Raw genomic sequence first — 16,913 nt, 5'->3', positions numbered from 1 at the left:
CTAGCGCGGCACGTTCGCGGCGATGTTCGTCATCACGATGTCGGACACCGATTGCGCGAAGCCGCAGAACGTGACCTCCAGCATGGCCACCGACAGGATCCGGTAGTCGCGGCCGCAACCGCCGGGCCGCAGGTGCAGCGAGGTGCCGTCGGCGTTCCACTCGCCGACGTAGAGCTGCCCACCCGAGCCGTTCGCGCAGTCCCCGACGGTGCCCACCAGGGCGTTGAAGGCGGTCCGCGCGGTCTCGGCGTCGCGATAGGCCGCCGCGCCCTCCGAGATCAACGCGCCGTCGGGCGGGTCCTGAAAGGTCGTCTTGTGAAACGCCTCGAGGTCGGTCCCGAAGGTCGCGGTCTCGTCGTAGATGAACCGGCACTCCCGCGGCGCGGTCTGGGCCAGCGCGTCGATGTTCACCGGGCTGGTGCCGTCCATCGAGGGAATGATGGTCAGGTGCTCACCGGCGCCGGTGATCGCACGCATCCGCGACTGGTCCAGCAGGATCGTGTCGACGTTGACGCCCTGCACCATCCGGCGGTTGGTGTCGGGACCCGCGAGCGCCGCGCCGTCCACCACCCGGGTGCACGACACCGCCATCAGCACCGCCCCGCACCACAGCGGTAGCCTCGCCCACTTCGTCCTCTGCGACACCGTTTTTGCACCCCTCTGCGGTTGAACCTACCCGCGGGGACCCTCGGCACACAGCCCCTGCCGACCGGCGGCCCGGGCGACGTCGAATACGGTTGGCCGGTGAGTGTTTTCGCGGGGCCCAGTGGCGTCGGTTCCTGGCCGGGCATCGCGGCGCGGGAGGCCGCCGCCGTGATCGTCGGCGAATTGGCGGGGGCGCTGCCGCACATCGTCGAACTGCCCGCCCGCGGGGTGGGCGCCGACCTGCTGGGCCGGGCCGGGGCGCTGCTGGTCGACGTCGCCATCGACACAGTGCCGCGCGGGTATCGCCTCGTCGCCCGTCCGGGCGCGGTCACCCGCCGCGCCGTCAGCCTCCTCGACGAGGACATGGACGCGCTGGAAGAGGCGTGGGAGGCCGCCGGCCTGCGCAATGACGGCCGCGTGGTCAAGGTGCAGGCGCCGGGCCCCATCACGCTGGCCGCCGAGATCGAGCTGGCCAACGGGCACCGGGCGATCACCGACCCCGGCGCGCTGCGCGACCTCACGTCGTCGCTGGCCGAAGGCGTCGCCGCGCATCGTGCTCAGCTGTCGCGGCGCCTCGAGACGCCGGTGGTCGTCCAGTTCGACGAGCCGTCGCTGCCAAAAGCGTTGGGGGGCGCGTTGAGCGGGGTGACGGCGCTCAGTCCGGTCGCGCCGCTCGACGAGGCGGTGGCCGGCGGCCTGCTCGACGCCTGCGCCGAGACGGTGGGCGGCGAGGTGGCGCTGCACTGCTGTGCACCCGGCGTGCCCTGGGACCTGTTGCAGCGCAGCGCATTCAGCGCGGTCTCGGTCGATCCGGGCGCCTTGAGCGCGGCGGATCTCGACGGCATCGCCGCGTTCGTCGAGTCCGACCGCGCCGTCGTGCTGGGCGTCGTCCCCGCTAGCGCCCCGGCGCGGCGGCTGTCGGCCGAGGAGGTCGCCGGTGGTGTGGTCGCGGTGACCGATCGCCTCGGCTTCGCCCGCTCGGCGCTGCGCGAACGCATCGGCGTCACCCCGGCCTGTGGTCTGGCCGGCGCCACCCCCGCGTGGGCCCGCACCGCGATCGAGCTCGCCCGCAAGGCCGCCCAGATGTTCGCGGAGGATCCCGACGCCATCAAATAGGCAACCGAGGGGTTGCGTTTCATACCGCGCCGTGCTGAACTAATAGGCAACCAGGAGGTTGCATATGAAGATCGAGAAGCAGGTGGTGCTGCGCGCGCCGCTGGAGCGGGTGTGGCGGGCCATCAGCGACGCCGAGGAGTTCGGCCGCTGGTTCGGGGTGCGCTTCGACGGGCCGTTCGTCGCCGGGACATCGGTGACCGCGGCGATCAGCCCGACCACCGTCGACGGCGAGGTCGCCAAGCGCCAACAGTCGCACGCGGGCGTGACGAGCACCTGGCAGATCGTCGCCGTCGAGCCGCGGCGGCGGTTCGCCTACCGCTGGCATCCCTTTGCCATCGACCCGGAGGTCGACTATGAGGGCGAGCCGACCACGCTGGTCGAGTTCACCCTCGCCGAGCGGTCCGACGGGGTGCTGCTGACCATCACCGAATCCGGTTTCGAGGCCATTCCGGAGGCCCGCCGCGGCGCGTCGTTCGAGGCGAACGGCGAAGGCTGGGCGATCCAGACCACGCTGGTGCGCAAGTACATCGAGGGCGTCCGGGTATGAGCGGACGAGTCGCCGTCGGCGCCCCGATCTTCGGTGCGCTCGGTGACCCGAACCGGCTGCGCATCATCGTGCGGCTCTGCGATCAGGGCCCGAGCTCGACGTCGCAGGTCACCAGCGTCGTCCCGGTCACCCGGCAGGCGGCGAGCAAGCACCTGCAGCTGTTGGAGTCGGTCGGGCTGGTCACCAGCAGCCGGCGGGGGCGCGAGCGCGTGTGGACGGTGCAGACCGGGCCGCTGGCGTCGGCCAGCGACTACCTCGACCAGTTGTCCCGCCGGTGGGATGCGGCCCTGGACCGGTTGCGGTCCTTCGTGGAAGACGGAGTGGAGGATTGAGTCGAGCGCGCCGGGTTTTGCGTCGGTGTCCTCGGATAGCCTGCCAAGGTGAGCTCAGCAGAAGCTGATTCGGTAGCGCCCGAGGTCCGGCGGCAGTGGCAGGACCTGGCCGAAGCGGTCCGGGAACACCAGTTCCGCTACTACATCAAGGACGCGCCGATCATCTCGGACGCCGAATTCGACTCGATGTTCAACGAGCTCCTCGCGCTGGAGGAGCGCCACCCGGAGCTGCGGGTCGCCGATTCGCCGACTCAGCTGGTCGGCGGCGCGGGCTTCGCCACCGACTTCGCCGAGGCGCAGCACCTGGAACGCATGCTGAGCCTCGACGACGTCTTCGACCGCGACGAGCTGGTGGCCTGGAGCAATCGCGTCGAGAACGAGGTCGGCAAGGAACCGCATTACCTGTGCGAACTCAAGATCGACGGGGTCGCGCTCTCACTGGTGTACCGCGACGGCCGGCTGGAACGCGCCGCGACCCGCGGCGACGGCCGCGTCGGTGAGGACGTGACGCTCAACGCGCGCACCATCGACGACGTGCCCGAGCGGCTGTCCGCCGGCAAGGACTTTCCGACGCCGTCCCTGCTGGAGGTGCGCGGCGAGGTGTTCTTCCTGCTCGCCGATTTCGAGGCGCTCAACGCCAGCCTGGTCGAGGACGGCAAGGCCCCGTTCGCCAACCCGCGCAACAGCGCCGCCGGGTCGCTGCGCCAGAAGAACCCGGCCGTCACCGCCCGGCGCAAGCTGCGGATGATCTGCCACGGCATCGGCCGCACCGAAGGGTTCGCCCCGAAGACCCAGCACGAGGCCTACGCCGCGCTGAAGGCCTGGGGGCTGCCGGTGGCCGAACAGACGGCGCGCGTGCGCGGCCTCGCCGCGGTCGAGGAGCGCATCGGCTACTGGGGAGAGCACCGCTACGACCTCGAGCACGAGATCGACGGCGTGGTGGTCAAAGTCGACGACGTCGCGTTGCAGCGCCGGCTCGGCACCACGTCGCGCGCGCCGCGCTGGGCCGTCGCCTACAAGTACCCGCCCCAGGAGGCGCAGACCAAGCTGCTCGACATCCGCGTCAACGTCGGGCGCACCGGGCGCGTCACGCCCTTTGCCTTCATGACGCCGGTGAAGGTGGCCGGGTCCACCGTCGGGCTGGCCACCCTGCACAACGCCGCCGAGGTCAAGCGCAAGGGCGTGCTGATCGGCGACACCGTGATGATCCGCAAAGCCGGCGACGTCATCCCGGAGGTGCTGGGCCCCGTCGTCGACCTGCGCGACGGCTCCGAACGCGAATTCGTCATGCCCACAACGTGTCCCGAGTGCGACACCCCGCTGGCACCGGCCAAGGAGGGCGACGCCGACATCCGCTGCCCCAATGCCCGGTCCTGTCCGGCGCAACTGCGGGAGCGGGTGTTCCACGTCGCCGGTCGCGGGGCGTTCGACATCGAGGGGCTCGGCTACGAGGCCGCCATCGCGCTGCTCAAGGCCGAAGTGATCGCCGACGAGGGCGACCTGTTCACGCTGACCGAGGACGACCTGTTGCGCACCGAGCTCTTCCGGACCAAGGCGGGCACCTTGTCCGCCAACGGCAGACGGCTGCTCGACAACCTGGACAAGGCCAAAAAGGTTGCGCTGTGGCGGGTTTTGGTGGCGTTGTCCATCCGCCACGTCGGGCCGACGGCGGCGCGCGCCCTGGCGACCGAGTTCGGCGACCTGGACGCCATCATGGCGGCCTCGACCGAGCGGCTCGCGGCGGTCGAGGGCGTGGGCCCGACGATCGCCGCCGCGCTCACCGAATGGTTCACCGTCGACTGGCACCGCGCGATCGTCGACAAGTGGCGCGCCGCCGGCGTGCGGATGGCCGACGAGCGCGACACCAGCGTGCCGCGCACCCTCGAGGGCCTGACGGTAGTGGTCACCGGGTCCCTCGCCGGCTTTTCGCGCGACGACGCCAAGGAGGCGATCCTGGCGCGCGGGGGCAAGGCCGCCGGGTCGGTGTCGAAGAAGACCGACTACGTCGTGGCCGGGGATTCGCCGGGGTCGAAGTACGACAAGGCCGTCGAGCTGGGGGTGCCCGTCCTCGACGAGGACGGCTTCCGGCGGCTGCTGGCCGACGGTCCGCAAAAAACACCGGCGGAATAACCGATGAGCGGCCGGTACGGCGATTCCACCCGCAGCCTCAAAGCCGTGAATTCCCAAGCGGTTTCGGGCCAGCCCGTCGCGCCGCAGCCGGTGCTCGCCGCCACGTATCACCTTTCGGCCGACGAAACCCTGGACAGCTACGGCCGCGGCTCCAACCCGACGTGGCGGCAACTGGAATCGGCCCTCGCCGAGCTGGAGGGGGCGGCGGGTGCGGTGGTGTTCGGCTCGGGGATGGCGGCCGTCAGCGCGGTGTTGCGGGCCTGGGCGCCGCCCGGGGCGACGGTGGTGGTGCCGGCCGACGGCTACTACCAGGTGCGCCGTCACGCCGCCGAGGACCTGGCGCTTGCGGGGGTCACGGTCGTCGCGGCGTCGAGCTCGCAGATCTATGACGCCGCCGCGCAAGCCGACGTGGTGGTCGCCGAGACCCCCACCAATCCGGCGCTCGACGTGGTCGACCTGCACCGGCTGGCCACCATCTGCCACGGCCGCGGCGCACGCCTGGTCGTCGACAACACCGCCGCCACGCCGCTGGGTCAGCAGCCGCTGTCGCTGGGCGCCGACGCGGTGGTGGCCAGCGCCACCAAGGCCCTGTCCGGTCACAGCGACCTGCTGGCCGGCTATGTCGCAACCAGTCAGTCCGAGTTACTCGCCGCCGCCGAGCGCCAACGCCTGCTCGCCGGCGCGGTCCTGGGCGGGTTCGAGGCGTGGCTTCTGTTGCGCAGCCTGGAAACTGCCGGACTGCGATTCGAGCGCCAATGCCAGAACGCCCGGGCGGTGGCGACGATGTTGGCCGGCCACCCGGCGGTGCGGGCCGTGCGCTACCCGGGGTTGGCGCAGGATCCGGCGCATCCCGTCGCCATGGCGCAGATGCGCCGATTCGGCGGCCTGCTCTGGGTCGAACTGGCCGACGCCGCGGCGGTGCACGCCCTCGTCGACGCCAGCGAGCTGCTGATCGCCGCCACCAGCTTCGGGGGCCTGCACACGTCGGTGGATCGGCGGGCACGCTGGGGCGACCCGGTCGCCGACGGGTTCGCGCGCATCTCGCTGGGCATCGAGGACACCGACGACCTTGTCGCCGACATCGAACGCGCGCTCATGACCTCCCGATAACGACATATACATGCCGCACCGCCCGGGCGGCTCTATCGTGGGTTCTATGACCCAGACGGCCGAGGAGTGCGCGCAGGCATCGCCGTGGTCGCCGCGCGAGGCCGAGATCCTGGCGGTGACCCTGCGGCTGCTGCAGGAACACGGCTATGACCAGCTGGCGGTTGACGCGGTGGCCAATGCCGCCCGCGCCAGCAAGGCCACGGTGTACCGGCGCTGGCCGTCCAAGGCCGAACTGGTGTTGGCCGCCTTCATCGAAGGCGTCCGCCAGGTGGCCGTCCCGCCGAATACGGGCACGTTGCGCGGCGACCTGCTGAGCCTGGGGGAGACCATCGCCGTCGAGTGCGGGCAGCACGCCAGCACCATCCGCGCGGTGATGGTCGAGGTGTCGCGGCACCCCGCACTCAACGAAGCCCTGCAGCATCAATTCCTCGACCAGCGCAAGGCGATGATTCAGCACGTGCTGCACCAGGCCGTCGACCGCGGCGAGATCACCGAGGACGTCATCACCGACGAACTCTGGGACCTGTTGCCCGGCTACCTCATCTTCCGGTCGATCATCCCCGGGCGTCCGCCCACCCGTCGCACCGTGCAGGCGTTCGTCGACGGGTTCCTCATCCCGGGCCTGACCGCGGGGCCCGGCGCCTAGGGCGCGAACCGCCAACGCGTCGCCCCGTGGGGCTCGGCGGTTGCGACACCGACAGCGCCCCGGGCCACGAATCGGTACAAATACCACGGCGGCGGCCCCGCGCTCTGGGCGCTGTACGGGGCGGTGACGGCGTCGCCGTCGCGTTCGCAGGGCCAGCCGGAGTCGCGATAGCGCGCCGTGACCTCGTCGAGTTCGCGCACATCGGTGGTCCGGTGGGCTACGCCGTCGAGGACCAGGTCGACTCCGGGAAGGCGGAACGACAGGGTGCAGGCCGGATTGGCGGCCAGGTTGCGGGATTTCAGCGTCGCGGGGCCGCTGGTGAAATAGATGTGGCCGCCGTGTTCGATCGAGCCGATACCCGCCGAGTGTGGGCTGCCGTCCGCCCGGACCGTCCCCAGAAACTGTGGCGTCTCCTCGGACGGCAGGGCCTTCATCGCGTCAAGGGCCCTGGCCCACGGCAGCTCGGCGTCGCCGTAGATGTTCAGGTCGGTTGCCGAAATCGGGTCGGGCAGCATGGTTACTCCTCGCAGGATTGCTCGTACGGAGACTGACCGGTGACGGCGCCGGAATTCATCGCCCGACTTGACCAGGGGAAAAATTTCCCCTTGTAGAGTACGGTCCCGTACCGCACTGTCATAGCTGTCGATCACGCTGACGACGTTGGCAGCCGCGCTCGCATCGGGCGCGTCCCTGTCACCCGATTTTCGAAAGGCTAACGGGTGAAAGGCTTTTCGTTAGCACCCCTGGTGAGGCGGGGGTGGATGGTGATCGTCAGCGTGCTCGTCGTCGCGCTCGCGGGGTTCGGGATCTATCGGCTGCACGGCATCTTCGGCTCGCACGACAACACGACGGCCAACAGCGGCCTGGCGGCCGAGATCGTCCCGTTCAACCCCAAGCAGGTGGTCCTCGAGGTTTTCGGCGCCCCGGGCGCGGTGGCCACCATCAACTACCTGGACGTCAACGCCCAGCCGCAGCAAGTCAAGGACGCGCCCCTGCCATGGTCGTTCACCATCACCACCACGGAGCCCGCGGTCATCGGCAACGTCGTCGCGCAGGGCAACGGGGACACCCTCGGCTGCCGCATCACCGTCAACGGTGAAGTGAAAGACCAACGCACGGTTCACAAAGTCGACGCCTACACCTTCTGTCTGGACAAATCTGGATGAGCAACGAACAACAGCCGCGGTCCTTTGTGCCGCGCACCATTCGCCGGCTCGCGCTGCCGATCCTGCTGTTCTGGGTGGGGCTCGCCGCCCTCACCAACATCGCGGTGCCGCAACTGGAAGACGTTGGGAAAACCCATAATGTGGCGCTGAACTCGCCCGACGCCCCGTCGCTCAAGGCGATCAAGCGCATCGGTGAAAAATTCCACGAGTTCGACACCGACAGCTCGGCCATGATCGTGCTGGAAGGTGACAAGCCGCTCGGCGCGGACGCCCACCGCTTTTACGACGAGATGATCCGAAAGATCGAGCGGGACAAGAAACACGTCCAGCACGTCCAGGATTACTGGGGCGACACGCTCACCGCGGCGGGATCGCAGAGCAGCGACGGCAAGGCCGCCTACGTTCAGGTCAACCTCGCCGGCAATCAGGGCTCGGCGCTGGCCAACGAGGGCGTCGGCGCCATCCGCGACATCGTCGAACACATGAAGCCGCCCCCCGGCGTCAAGACCTATGTGACCGGCGCGGCGCCGCTGATCTCCGATCAGTTCGACGTCGGGAGCAAGGGGACCGCCAAGGTCACCGGGATCACGGTGGGGGTGATCGCGGTGATGTTGTTCTTCGTCTACCGCTCGGTGCTCACCACGTTGCTGGTGCTCGCCACGGTCCTGATCGAAATGTCAGCCGCCCGAGGCCTTGTCGCGTTCCTCGGCAACGCGGGAGTCATCGGGCTGTCGACCTATGCGACGAATCTGCTGACGCTTCTGGTGATCGCCGCGGGAACCGACTACGCGATATTTTTCGTCGGCCGCTATCAAGAAGCGCGCGGATCCGGTGAGGATCGCGAAACCGCGTTCTACACGATGTATCACGGCACCACGCACATCGTTCTGGGGTCGGGTCTCACCGTTGCGGGTGCGGTGGCCTGCCTGAGCTTCACCCGGCTGCCCTACTTCCAAAGTCTGGGTGTGCCGGCGGCATTGGGCATTCTCGTCGCGCTGTTCGCCGCGCTCACCCTGGGGCCGGCCATCCTCACTTTGGGCGCCAAGGTGGGGATCTTCGACCCCAAGCGGGCGATCCGGACGCGAGGTTGGCGGCGCATCGGCACCGCCATCGTCCGTTGGCCCGGCGCGGTTTTGGCGTCGGCGTGTGCGCTGGCGCTGGTCGGTCTGCTCGCCCTGCCCGGATACAAGACGAGTTACGACACCCGGCCATACATGCCCGCGAGCGCACCGGCCAACATCGGTTACACGGCCGCCGAGAAGCACTTCTCGCGGGCCCGGCTCGAGCCCGAATTGCTGATGGTCGAAACGGATCACGACATGCGTAATCCGGAGAGCATGCTCATCCTGGACAAGGTGGCCAAGGCGGTGTTCCACGTTCCCGGCATCGCCCAGGTGCAGTCCATCACCAGGCCGTTGGGAACCCCGCTGGTCCACAGCTCGCTTGCCTTCGTGGTCAGCAATCAAAGTGCGGCGCAACAGCAAAACCTGACCTACCAACGCGATCGGGCCGACGACGCCCTCAAGCAGGCCAATGAGCTGACCAAGACCATCAACATCTTGAAGCAGCAGTACGTATTGCAGCAGCAGCTCGCCGGCACCACCCACGAGGAAACCGAAAGTTTCCGCGACACGCTCGGCACGATCCGGGACCTGCGCGACAAGATCGCGAATTTCGACGATTTCTTCCGGCCGGTGCGCAGCTATTTCTATTGGGAAAAGCATTGTTACGACATTCCCGCCTGCTTCGCGTTCCGCTCTCTCTTCGATGCGATCGACGGCATCGACCAGCTCACCGAGAAGTTCGAAAACCTCACCGCTTCCCTCGACAAGCTTGACGCGTTGCAACCGAAACTGACGGCGCTGATCCCGCCGCAGATCGAGAGCCAGCAGACCAATCGCGATCTGACCTTGGCCAATTACGCGACGCTGTCGGGCATTTACGCGCAGACCGCCGCGGCGATCGACAACGCGACGGCACTGGGGCGAGCCTTCGACGCGGCCAAGAACGACGACACCTTCTACCTGCCGCCCGAGGTGTTCAACAATCCCGACTTCAAACGCGGGCTGAAGCTGTTCCTGTCACCGGACGGCAAGGCCGCCCGCATGATCGTCACCCATGAGGGCGATCCCGCTACGCCGGAGGGCATTTCGCACATCGATCCGATGGCCAAGGCCGCGCACGAGGCCCTGAAGGGCACGCCGATGGCCGGCGCGCAGATCTATCTCGGCGGCACCGCCGCGACGTACAAGGACATCCAGGACGGTGCCAAGTACGACCTGATGATCGTGGCCTTCGCGGCGCTGAGCCTCATCCTGCTGATCATGATGATCATCACGCGCAGCCTGATCGCCGCGCTCGTCATCGTGGGTACCGTGGCCCTGTCGCTGGGCGCCTCGTTCGGGCTATCGGTTCTGGTGTGGCAGTACATCTTCGGCATCCAGCTCTATTGGGTGGTGCTGGCGCTGGCCGTGATCCTGCTGCTCGCCGTCGGGTCCGACTACAACCTGCTATTGATCTCGCGATTCAAGGAAGAGATCCATGCGGGCATCAATACCGGCATCATCCGGGCGATGGCCGGCTCGGGCTCGGTGGTCACCTCGGCCGGCGTCGTGTTCGCCGTCACCATGTGTGCGTTCGTCTTCAGCGGTTTCCAGGTCCTCGGCCAGATCGGCACGACCATCGGACTCGGCCTGCTGTTCGACACGCTGATCGTGCGGTCGTTCATGACGCCTTCTGTCGCAAGGCTTCTCGGGCGCTGGTTCTGGTGGCCGCAGCGGGTGCGGCCACGACCCGCCAGCACCATGCTGCGGCCCTATGGCCCGCGCCCGGCAGTTCGTCAGCTGCTGCTGTGGGAGGACGACGACCCGGTGGCGATGTCGTCGGGTGCCCGCTGATCTGGTTGCGCCGGGTCGCGCCCTCCTAGCGCGACATGACTTGGCCCGAACTTGTCGGTGGTGGCTGTGATGATGACAGCATGTCGTCGATCGCATCCGCTGAGGCTGTGGTGGTCACTGCGAGTGACCGCCTTGAGGTGCTGTTCGGGGAGTTGGCGGAGTTGGCGGGTCAGCGCAATGCGATTGATGGGCGCATTGTGGAGATCGTGGCCGAGATTGATCGTGACCAATTGTGTGGTGTGACCGGGGCGCGCTCGGTGCCGGCGTTGGTGGCCTGGAAGCTGGGGTGTTCGTCGGCCAACGCGCACACGATCGCCGCGATCGCGGGCAGGCTCGAGGAGTTTCCGCGCTGCACCGCCGGCCTGCGGGAGGGTCGGCTGTCGGCCGATCAGGTCGGGGTGATCGCGGCGCGCGCGGGTGAGGGGTCTGATGAGCATTACGCGGAGCTGGCCGCGGTGGCGACGGTCAGTCAGTTGCGTACCGCGGTGAAGCTGGAACCGCGACCCGAGCCTGAACCTCGGTCCGAGTCAGAGTCCGAGTCCGAGTCCGAGTCCGAACCTGGGCCCGAGATCGAGCCTGAGCGTTCGATCACTACGACCGCCACTGAGTGGGGCGCCTGTTATCGGATCATGCTGGGCCACTTGGATGCGGCGAAGTTCGACGCCGCTTTGGCGTCTCATCGTGAGGCGCTGATCGCCGAGTGGAAACACGATCAGGCAAACGGCGCGGGCGTTTCCGATCAGCGGCCGCCGTTGCCGAGCACGGTCGATGCGTTGATGCGGCTGGTCGAGGCGGGTTGGGACGCCGAGGCCACCCGCCGCCCGCATGGGCAGCACACGACCGTGGTGGCCCACCTCGACGTCGGGCAGCGCGCGGCAACCCTGCATTTGGGTCCGCTGCTGTCCGATGCCGAACGTCGCTTGTTGACCTGTGATGCCACCTGTGAGGTCTGGTTCGAACGTGACGGGCAGGTTATTGGGGCCGGGCGGGTGACGCGGGTGATCAATCGGCGGCTGCGCCGCGCGCTGGAGTACCGCGACCGCTCGTGTGTGGTGCCCGGTTGTGGGGCCAGCCGTGGCCTGCACGCGCATCACCTGTGGCATTGGGAGGACGGTGGCCCCACGGAGTTGGCCAACCTGGTGCTGGTCTGCCCGTATCACCACCGGTTGCATCACCGGGGCGTTATCACCCTCACCGGACCCGCAGACGCCCTGACCGTGACCGACGAGGCCGGCCGGGTACTGAGCCCGGGATCGTTGGCGCGTCCACCCACTGGGCCCCCGCCCGCGGTGCCACCGTGTCCGGGACCTACCGGCGAGCGGGCCGACTGGTGGTGGTATGACCCCTTCCAACCCCAACCACCACCGACAAACAACTAGCCCGGTCAGTGCTGGCGATCAAACACGTTGGTGCATAATGGAATTCATTCCTTCAACACTCGCACCGCCGCCCGCCCGGAACGCCCCAAGGCCTAGGCTTCGACGGGGTTGCGGCCGATCAGCGCAGCATGGTGGCGACGATCCCGGCGAGGTAGCCCAACCGGGCGACCTCGGACGGCCGGAATTCGGGGCCCGGCCGGCCGAGCACCACGGCGGTGTGCGGGTCTCCCAGGGGGGCCGCGACCATCGTCATGTCCATGTCGCGCCATGCCTTGGGCACCCAGTCGGCGCTGCTGTCCAGCGGCTCGGCCCGCTCGAGGGGCAGCCACGGGGCCGTGTCCGCCTTGGTTTCGGGGGCGCCGCGACTGCCGGCGAGGCGCTGCAGCTCGCCGCCGGCACTGCGCAACACCGTGCACCAGCTGACGCGCAGCACCCTGGGCGCCTCGTTGGCCAGCACCTGCAGCCTGGACGCCGTGTCGCCGGCCGCGGCGATGTGGTCGAGCAGCTCGAGCTCGCGGTGCGCCTCCAGCAGACCGGTGTGCGGGCGCACACTGTCCACCCGGACCCCGGACAGTGATTCGGCGGCGGTGATCAGCGAGTCCGGCATCGCCCCCGGCGGCAGCTCGATGACCAGGTCGTCGATCGCGTACCCCGAGCTCCGCTCCACGACGTCGAGCGACAAGATGTCGGCGCCCACCGAACCGAGCGCGACCGCCAGCGACCCCAGGCTTCCCGGACGGTCGACGAGCTCGATGCGCAACAGATAGGAGGGCACGGCCAACACTGTTGCACAGCGATGTGTCGGCGGCATTTCGGCTCGAGCCGGCTCGGGCCCCCTCCGCCGGCAGCGGGCCCGCGGCTAGGCTTTCGGATCGTGTCCCAGATCTCCCGCGACGAGGTAGCGCACCTGGCCCGGCTGTCCCGGCTGGCGTTGACCGACAGCGAGCTCGACAGCTTCGCCGGCCAACTCGACGCCATCCTGACGCACGTCAGCCAGGTACAGGCGGTCGACGTCACCGGTGTCGAAGCGACGGACAACCCGCTCAAGGACGTCAACGTCACCCGCCCGGACGAGCCGGCGCCCTGCCTGACCCAGGCCGAAGCGCTGGCCGAGGCGCCGTCGGCCGTCGACGGCCGCTTCGCGGTCCCGCAGATCCTGGGAGACAGCGAGTGAACGAGATCATCCGGTCCGACGCCGCCACGCTGGCAGCCCGGATCGCCGCCAAGGAGCTGTCGTCGGTCGAGGTCACCCAGGCGTGTCTGGACCAGATCGAAGCCACCGACGATCGCTACCATGCCTTCCTGCACGTGGCGGCCGACGAGGCGCTCGGTGCGGCCGCCGTCGTCGACGAGGCGGTGGCCGCTGGGGAGCGGCTGCCGTCGCCGCTGGCCGGGGTGCCGCTGGCGCTCAAGGACGTCTTCACCACGGTCGACATGCCCACCACCTGCGGATCCAAGATCCTCCAGGGCTGGCGTGCCCCCTACGACGCCACCGTCACCTCGCGGCTGCGCGCCGCCGGCATCCCGATCCTCGGCAAGACCAACATGGACGAGTTCGCGATGGGCAGCTCGACCGAGAACTCCGCGTACGGGCCCACCCGCAACCCCTGGAACGTCGACCGGGTGCCCGGCGGCTCCGGTGGCGGCAGCGCGGCGGCGCTGGCCGCGTTCCAGGCGCCGCTGGCCATCGGGACCGACACCGGCGGCTCCATCCGGCAGCCCGCCGCGCTGACCGCGACCGTCGGCGTCAAGCCGACCTACGGCACGGTGTCGCGCTACGGCCTGGTGGCCTGCGCGTCGTCGCTGGACCAGGGCGGCCCGTGCGCGCGCACCGTGCTGGACACGGCGCTGCTGCATCAGGTGATCGCCGGGCACGACACCCGCGACTCGACGTCCGTCGACGCGGCGGTGCCCGACGTCGTCGGCGCGGCGAGGGCCGGGGCGGCCGGTGACCTCAAGGGCGTGCGCGTCGGCGTGGTCAAGCAGCTGCGCGGCGAGGGGTATCAGCCCGGGGTGCTGACCTCCTTCGGGGCCGCCGTCGAGCAGCTGACCGCGCTGGGCGCCGAGGTGAGCGAGGTCGACTGCCCCCACTTCGAGTACGCGCTGTCCGCCTACTACCTGATCCTGCCGTCGGAGGTGTCGAGCAACCTGGCGCGCTTCGACGCGATGCGCTACGGGCTGCGGATCGGCGACGACGGCAGCCACAGCGCCGAGGAGGTGATGGCGCTGACCCGCGCCGCGGGCTTCGGCCCGGAGGTCAAGCGGCGCATCATGATCGGCACCTACGCGCTCTCGGCCGGCTACTACGACGCCTACTACAACCAGGCTCAGAAGGTGCGCACCCTGATCGCCCGCGATCTGGACGAGGCCTACCGGTCGGTCGATGTCGTGGTGTCACCGGCGACCCCGACCACCGCGTTCGGGCTCGGTGAGAAGGTCGACGATCCGTTGGCGATGTACCTGTTCGACCTGTGCACGCTGCCACTGAACCTGGCCGGACACTGCGGCATGTCGGTGCCGTCGGGCCTGTCGCCGGACGACGACCTGCCCGTCGGATTGCAGATCATGGCGCCCGCGCTGGCCGACGACCGCCTGTACCGCGTCGGGGCCGCCTACGAAGCGGCGCGCGGGCCGCTGCCGACCGCGATCTGACGTCTGCTCGCGCCGGTAGCCCGCCGCCCGGCAAGATAGGGCTATGCGGATCGGAGTGCTCACCGGAGGCGGCGACTGCCCCGGGCTCAACGCCGTCATCCGGGCGGTGGTGCGTACGTGCGACTCCCGGTACGGCTCGTCGGTGGTCGGATTTCAGGACGGATGGCGCGGGTTGCTGGAGAACCGGCGCGTCCAGCTGCACAACGACGACCGCAACGACCGCCTGCTGGCCAAGGGCGGAACGATGCTGGGGACCGCGCGCGTGAATCCCGACAAACTGCGGGCCGGGCTGAACCAGGTCAAGCAGACCCTCGACGACAACGGGATCGACGTCCTCATCCCGATCGGGGGGGAAGGCACGCTGACGGCCGCGCACTGGCTCTCCGAGGAAAACGTTCCCGTGGTCGGCGTGCCGAAGACCATCGACAACGACATCGATTGCACGGACGTGACTTTCGGCCACGACACCGCGTTGACCGTCGCCACCGAGGCGATCGACCGGTTGCACAGCACCGCCGAGTCCCACCAGCGCGTGATGCTGGTCGAGGTGATGGGCCGGCACGCGGGCTGGATTGCGCTGAACGCGGGCCTGGCTTCCGGCGCGCACATGACGCTGATCCCCGAGCAGCCCTTCGACGTCGAAGAGGTCTGCCGGCTCGTCAAACGTCGCTTCCAGCGCGGAGATTCGCACTTCATCTGCGTGGTCGCCGAGGGCGCCAAACCCATACCCGGCTCGATTGCGTTGCGGGAAGGCGGGATTGACGAGTTCGGCCACGAGAAATTCACCGGTGTGGCCGCGCAGCTGGGCGCCGAGGTGGAAAAGCGCATCAACAAGGACGTCCGGGTGACCGTCTTGGGTCACGTCCAGCGCGGCGGCACCCCGACGGCATATGACCGGGTGCTGGCCACCCGGTTCGGCGTGAATGCGGCCGACGCGGCGCATGCCGGCGAATACGGCCAGATGGTGTCGCTGCGCGGCCAGGACATCGGCCGGGTGCCGCTGGCCGATGCCGTCCGCCAGCTCAAGCTGGTGCCCGACAGCCGCTACGACGACGCCGCGGCCTTCTTCGGCTAGGCCCGCCGGGCAGATAACCGGTGGTTTCCGGACCCGTGCATAACGGCTATACCGGGGTATGAGCAACCCTGGTGAGAGTCGCGGAGTCGTTCAGCATTCCGTCGGATCGGCGGGCCCACCGGGCCCGGCACCCCACCACCTGCGCCCGCCCAGCTGGCGCGCCGACGCCCGCCCGTCGGCGACCACGGTGCCCCAGCCTCGCGGGCCCGGCCGCCGTCCGCCGGTCCCGCCGCGCCCCGGGCCGGTGCTGGGCGAGACGGCGCTGGATCGCTTCGACCACCCCGAGACCGACGCCAGGCTCAACTGGCGAGGGTTGATCCACCGCGTCACCGGGATCGATCTCGGCCCGGGCAAAAACGCCGCCTACGAGACGGAGTTGCGGGAGCGCATCCGCGCGACTGTGGGTAGTGCTTTTCCGATCGCCGTCCTCAACCTCAAAGGCGGGGTGGGCAAGACCGCGGTGGTCGAGGCCCTCGGGTCGACTTTCGCCGCGGTGCGCAACGACCGGGTGCTCGCACTCGACATCGACGCGGGGGACCTGGCCGAGCGCCACGGCCGTCACAACCCGCACAGCATGGCCGACCTGCTCCGCGGCGGCCCGGCAACGAGCTACGAGGACATCCGGGCGCTGACCTATATGAACGGCTTCGGGCTGGAGGTGCTCGGGCTGCCGGACTACGCAAGCACCGACTGGCGCCTGGAGCGCCGTGACGTTCTGCGGGCGTTCTCGATGCTGAGAAACCAGTATTCGGTGGTGCTGGTCGATTGCGTCAAAGCGCTCAATTCCAGTGTGATGGAGGCTGTTCTGCCGGAGTCGCGGGCCCTCGTGGTGGTCACGAGCACCTCGATCGACGCGATACGCAAGACCCACACCACCCTGGAGTGGCTGTGCCACAACGGGTATCAACGATTGATGGCGTCGACCGTGCTCGCGGTCAATCACGTCGAGCCGGCCAAGGTGGAGGGTGTGGCCGTGACGGAACTTGACCGGCTGTCCGCACGCGTCGCCGCCACCGTGGTGCTGCCGTTCGACCGGCACGTGCACGAGGGCAGGAAGATCGCGCTGGACCGAATGAGCAAGGAGAGCCGGCGCAGCTACCTCGAGATGGCCGCCGTGCTGGCCGGGATGTTCCCGGGCAGGGGAGGAGAGCGCGCTCGCGATCACCACTAGTCTTGATCGGTGGTGACCCGCTTCGCCCGGCTCCGCCGCGCTCGCGA

Annotated in this window: 16 protein-coding genes; 13 read left to right on the top strand and 3 right to left on the bottom strand. The window is 69.0% G+C overall.

All coding sequences use genetic code 11. The features are described from left to right. Entirely contained in the window at positions 1-591 is a 591-nt protein-coding gene (locus P6281_RS18780) for a sensor domain-containing protein (RefSeq protein ID WP_202377396.1), read from the bottom strand. A 153-nt stretch (positions 592-744) separates the two neighbouring features. Here P6281_RS18780 and P6281_RS18775 point away from each other — a divergent pair, with 153 nt between their 5' ends. The 6 genes from P6281_RS18775 to P6281_RS18750 all read left to right on the top strand — a co-directional run bounded on the left by P6281_RS18775 (position 745) and on the right by P6281_RS18750 (position 6,526). Further along, on the top strand, positions 745-1,761 hold the full coding sequence (locus P6281_RS18775) for a methionine synthase (protein WP_202376621.1): 1,017 nt from the start codon (positions 745-747) through the stop codon (positions 1,759-1,761). A 64-nt stretch (positions 1,762-1,825) separates the two neighbouring features. Continuing rightward, complete coding sequence (locus tag P6281_RS18770; protein WP_008259062.1) at positions 1,826-2,308, top strand: SRPBCC family protein; 483 nt, start codon at positions 1,826-1,828, stop codon at positions 2,306-2,308. Next, positions 2,305-2,640, top strand: a complete 336-nt coding sequence (locus P6281_RS18765) for an ArsR/SmtB family transcription factor (RefSeq protein ID WP_008259061.1) — start codon at positions 2,305-2,307, stop codon at positions 2,638-2,640. Before P6281_RS18770 ends, P6281_RS18765 begins: the two co-directional genes overlap by 4 nt. A gap of 48 nt (positions 2,641-2,688) precedes the next feature. Further along, positions 2,689-4,770, top strand: a complete 2,082-nt coding sequence (ligA, locus tag P6281_RS18760; RefSeq protein ID WP_202378364.1) for an NAD-dependent DNA ligase LigA — start codon at positions 2,689-2,691, stop codon at positions 4,768-4,770. A 3-nt stretch (positions 4,771-4,773) separates the two neighbouring features. After that, positions 4,774-5,880, top strand: a complete 1,107-nt coding sequence (locus P6281_RS18755) for a cystathionine gamma-lyase (RefSeq protein WP_324738477.1) — start codon at positions 4,774-4,776, stop codon at positions 5,878-5,880. A gap of 34 nt (positions 5,881-5,914) precedes the next feature. After that, on the top strand, positions 5,915-6,526 hold the full coding sequence (locus tag P6281_RS18750) for a TetR/AcrR family transcriptional regulator (protein WP_029384610.1): 612 nt from the start codon (positions 5,915-5,917) through the stop codon (positions 6,524-6,526). On the opposite strand, the gene P6281_RS18745 is transcribed toward P6281_RS18750, so the two are convergent. After that, positions 6,523-7,041, bottom strand: coding sequence for a pyridoxamine 5'-phosphate oxidase family protein (locus tag P6281_RS18745; protein WP_014385488.1), 519 nt, complete (start codon positions 7,039-7,041; stop codon positions 6,523-6,525). The genes P6281_RS18750 and P6281_RS18745 overlap by 4 nt on opposite strands. A 246-nt stretch (positions 7,042-7,287) precedes the next feature. Here P6281_RS18745 and P6281_RS18740 point away from each other — a divergent pair, with 246 nt between their 5' ends. The 3 genes from P6281_RS18740 (at position 7,288) to P6281_RS18730 (ending at position 11,968) form a co-directional block, all read left to right on the top strand. After that, a complete protein-coding gene (locus P6281_RS18740) occupies positions 7,288-7,692 on the top strand; it encodes an MmpS family transport accessory protein (protein WP_009954349.1) in 405 nt (134 codons plus the stop codon). Then, complete coding sequence (locus tag P6281_RS18735) at positions 7,689-10,589, top strand: MMPL/RND family transporter (protein ID WP_324738476.1); 2,901 nt, start codon at positions 7,689-7,691, stop codon at positions 10,587-10,589. The genes P6281_RS18740 and P6281_RS18735 overlap by 4 nt, the downstream gene beginning before the upstream one ends. A gap of 80 nt (positions 10,590-10,669) precedes the next feature. Continuing rightward, a complete protein-coding gene (locus P6281_RS18730; RefSeq protein WP_324738475.1) occupies positions 10,670-11,968 on the top strand; it encodes an HNH endonuclease signature motif containing protein in 1,299 nt (432 codons plus the stop codon). Positions 11,969-12,086: 118 nt separating this feature from the next. On the opposite strand, the gene P6281_RS18725 is transcribed toward P6281_RS18730, so the two are convergent. Then, positions 12,087-12,743: an amino acid-binding protein gene (locus P6281_RS18725; RefSeq protein ID WP_085978385.1), complete on the bottom strand. Its 657-nt coding sequence runs from the start codon at positions 12,741-12,743 to the stop codon at positions 12,087-12,089. Positions 12,744-12,842: 99 nt separating this feature from the next. On the opposite strand from P6281_RS18725, the gene gatC reads away from it, so the two are divergent. Genes gatC through P6281_RS18705 form a run of 4 tightly spaced genes read left to right on the top strand, consistent with a single transcriptional unit; the run spans position 12,843 to position 16,866 of the window. Continuing rightward, complete coding sequence (gatC, locus tag P6281_RS18720; RefSeq protein WP_009952003.1) at positions 12,843-13,142, top strand: Asp-tRNA(Asn)/Glu-tRNA(Gln) amidotransferase subunit GatC; 300 nt, start codon at positions 12,843-12,845, stop codon at positions 13,140-13,142. Further along, on the top strand, positions 13,139-14,620 hold the full coding sequence (gene gatA / locus P6281_RS18715) for an Asp-tRNA(Asn)/Glu-tRNA(Gln) amidotransferase subunit GatA (RefSeq protein ID WP_201408141.1): 1,482 nt from the start codon (positions 13,139-13,141) through the stop codon (positions 14,618-14,620). The genes gatC and gatA overlap by 4 nt, the downstream gene beginning before the upstream one ends. Before the next feature lie 43 nt (positions 14,621-14,663). Next, complete coding sequence (locus P6281_RS18710; RefSeq protein ID WP_008259042.1) at positions 14,664-15,695, top strand: ATP-dependent 6-phosphofructokinase; 1,032 nt, start codon at positions 14,664-14,666, stop codon at positions 15,693-15,695. A 58-nt stretch (positions 15,696-15,753) separates the two neighbouring features. Beyond that, positions 15,754-16,866: a MinD/ParA family ATP-binding protein gene (locus P6281_RS18705; RefSeq protein ID WP_442757109.1), complete on the top strand. Its 1,113-nt coding sequence runs from the start codon at positions 15,754-15,756 to the stop codon at positions 16,864-16,866. Positions 16,867-16,913: the final 47 nt, after the last annotated feature.

Source organism: Mycobacterium sp. 5-140-3-2, assembly GCF_035666375.1.
GTDB lineage: Bacteria > Actinomycetota > Actinomycetes > Mycobacteriales > Mycobacteriaceae > Mycobacterium > Mycobacterium intracellulare.
The sequence above is the reverse complement of the archived record's forward strand: the minus strand, read 5'-3'. Positions and strand labels throughout refer to the sequence as shown.

Excerpts from the sequence above, each read along its gene's own strand:
- P6281_RS18710 (WP_008259042.1), top strand. The coding sequence starts at position 14,664 with ATGCGGATCGGAGTGCTCACCGGAGGCGGCGACTGCCCCGGGCTCAAC.
- P6281_RS18735 (WP_324738476.1), top strand. The coding sequence starts at position 7,689 with ATGAGCAACGAACAACAGCCGCGGTCCTTTGTGCCGCGCACCATTCGC.
- P6281_RS18740 (WP_009954349.1), top strand. The coding sequence starts at position 7,288 with ATGGTGATCGTCAGCGTGCTCGTCGTCGCGCTCGCGGGGTTCGGGATC.
- P6281_RS18765 (WP_008259061.1), top strand. The coding sequence starts at position 2,305 with ATGAGCGGACGAGTCGCCGTCGGCGCCCCGATCTTCGGTGCGCTCGGT.
- P6281_RS18755 (WP_324738477.1), top strand. The coding sequence starts at position 4,774 with ATGAGCGGCCGGTACGGCGATTCCACCCGCAGCCTCAAAGCCGTGAAT.
- P6281_RS18780 (WP_202377396.1), bottom strand. The coding sequence starts at position 591 with ATGGCGGTGTCGTGCACCCGGGTGGTGGACGGCGCGGCGCTCGCGGGT.
- P6281_RS18745 (WP_014385488.1), bottom strand. The coding sequence starts at position 7,041 with ATGCTGCCCGACCCGATTTCGGCAACCGACCTGAACATCTACGGCGAC.
- P6281_RS18770 (WP_008259062.1), top strand. The coding sequence starts at position 1,826 with ATGAAGATCGAGAAGCAGGTGGTGCTGCGCGCGCCGCTGGAGCGGGTG.
- P6281_RS18730 (WP_324738475.1), top strand. The coding sequence starts at position 10,670 with ATGTCGTCGATCGCATCCGCTGAGGCTGTGGTGGTCACTGCGAGTGAC.
- P6281_RS18705 (WP_442757109.1), top strand. The coding sequence starts at position 15,754 with ATGAGCAACCCTGGTGAGAGTCGCGGAGTCGTTCAGCATTCCGTCGGA.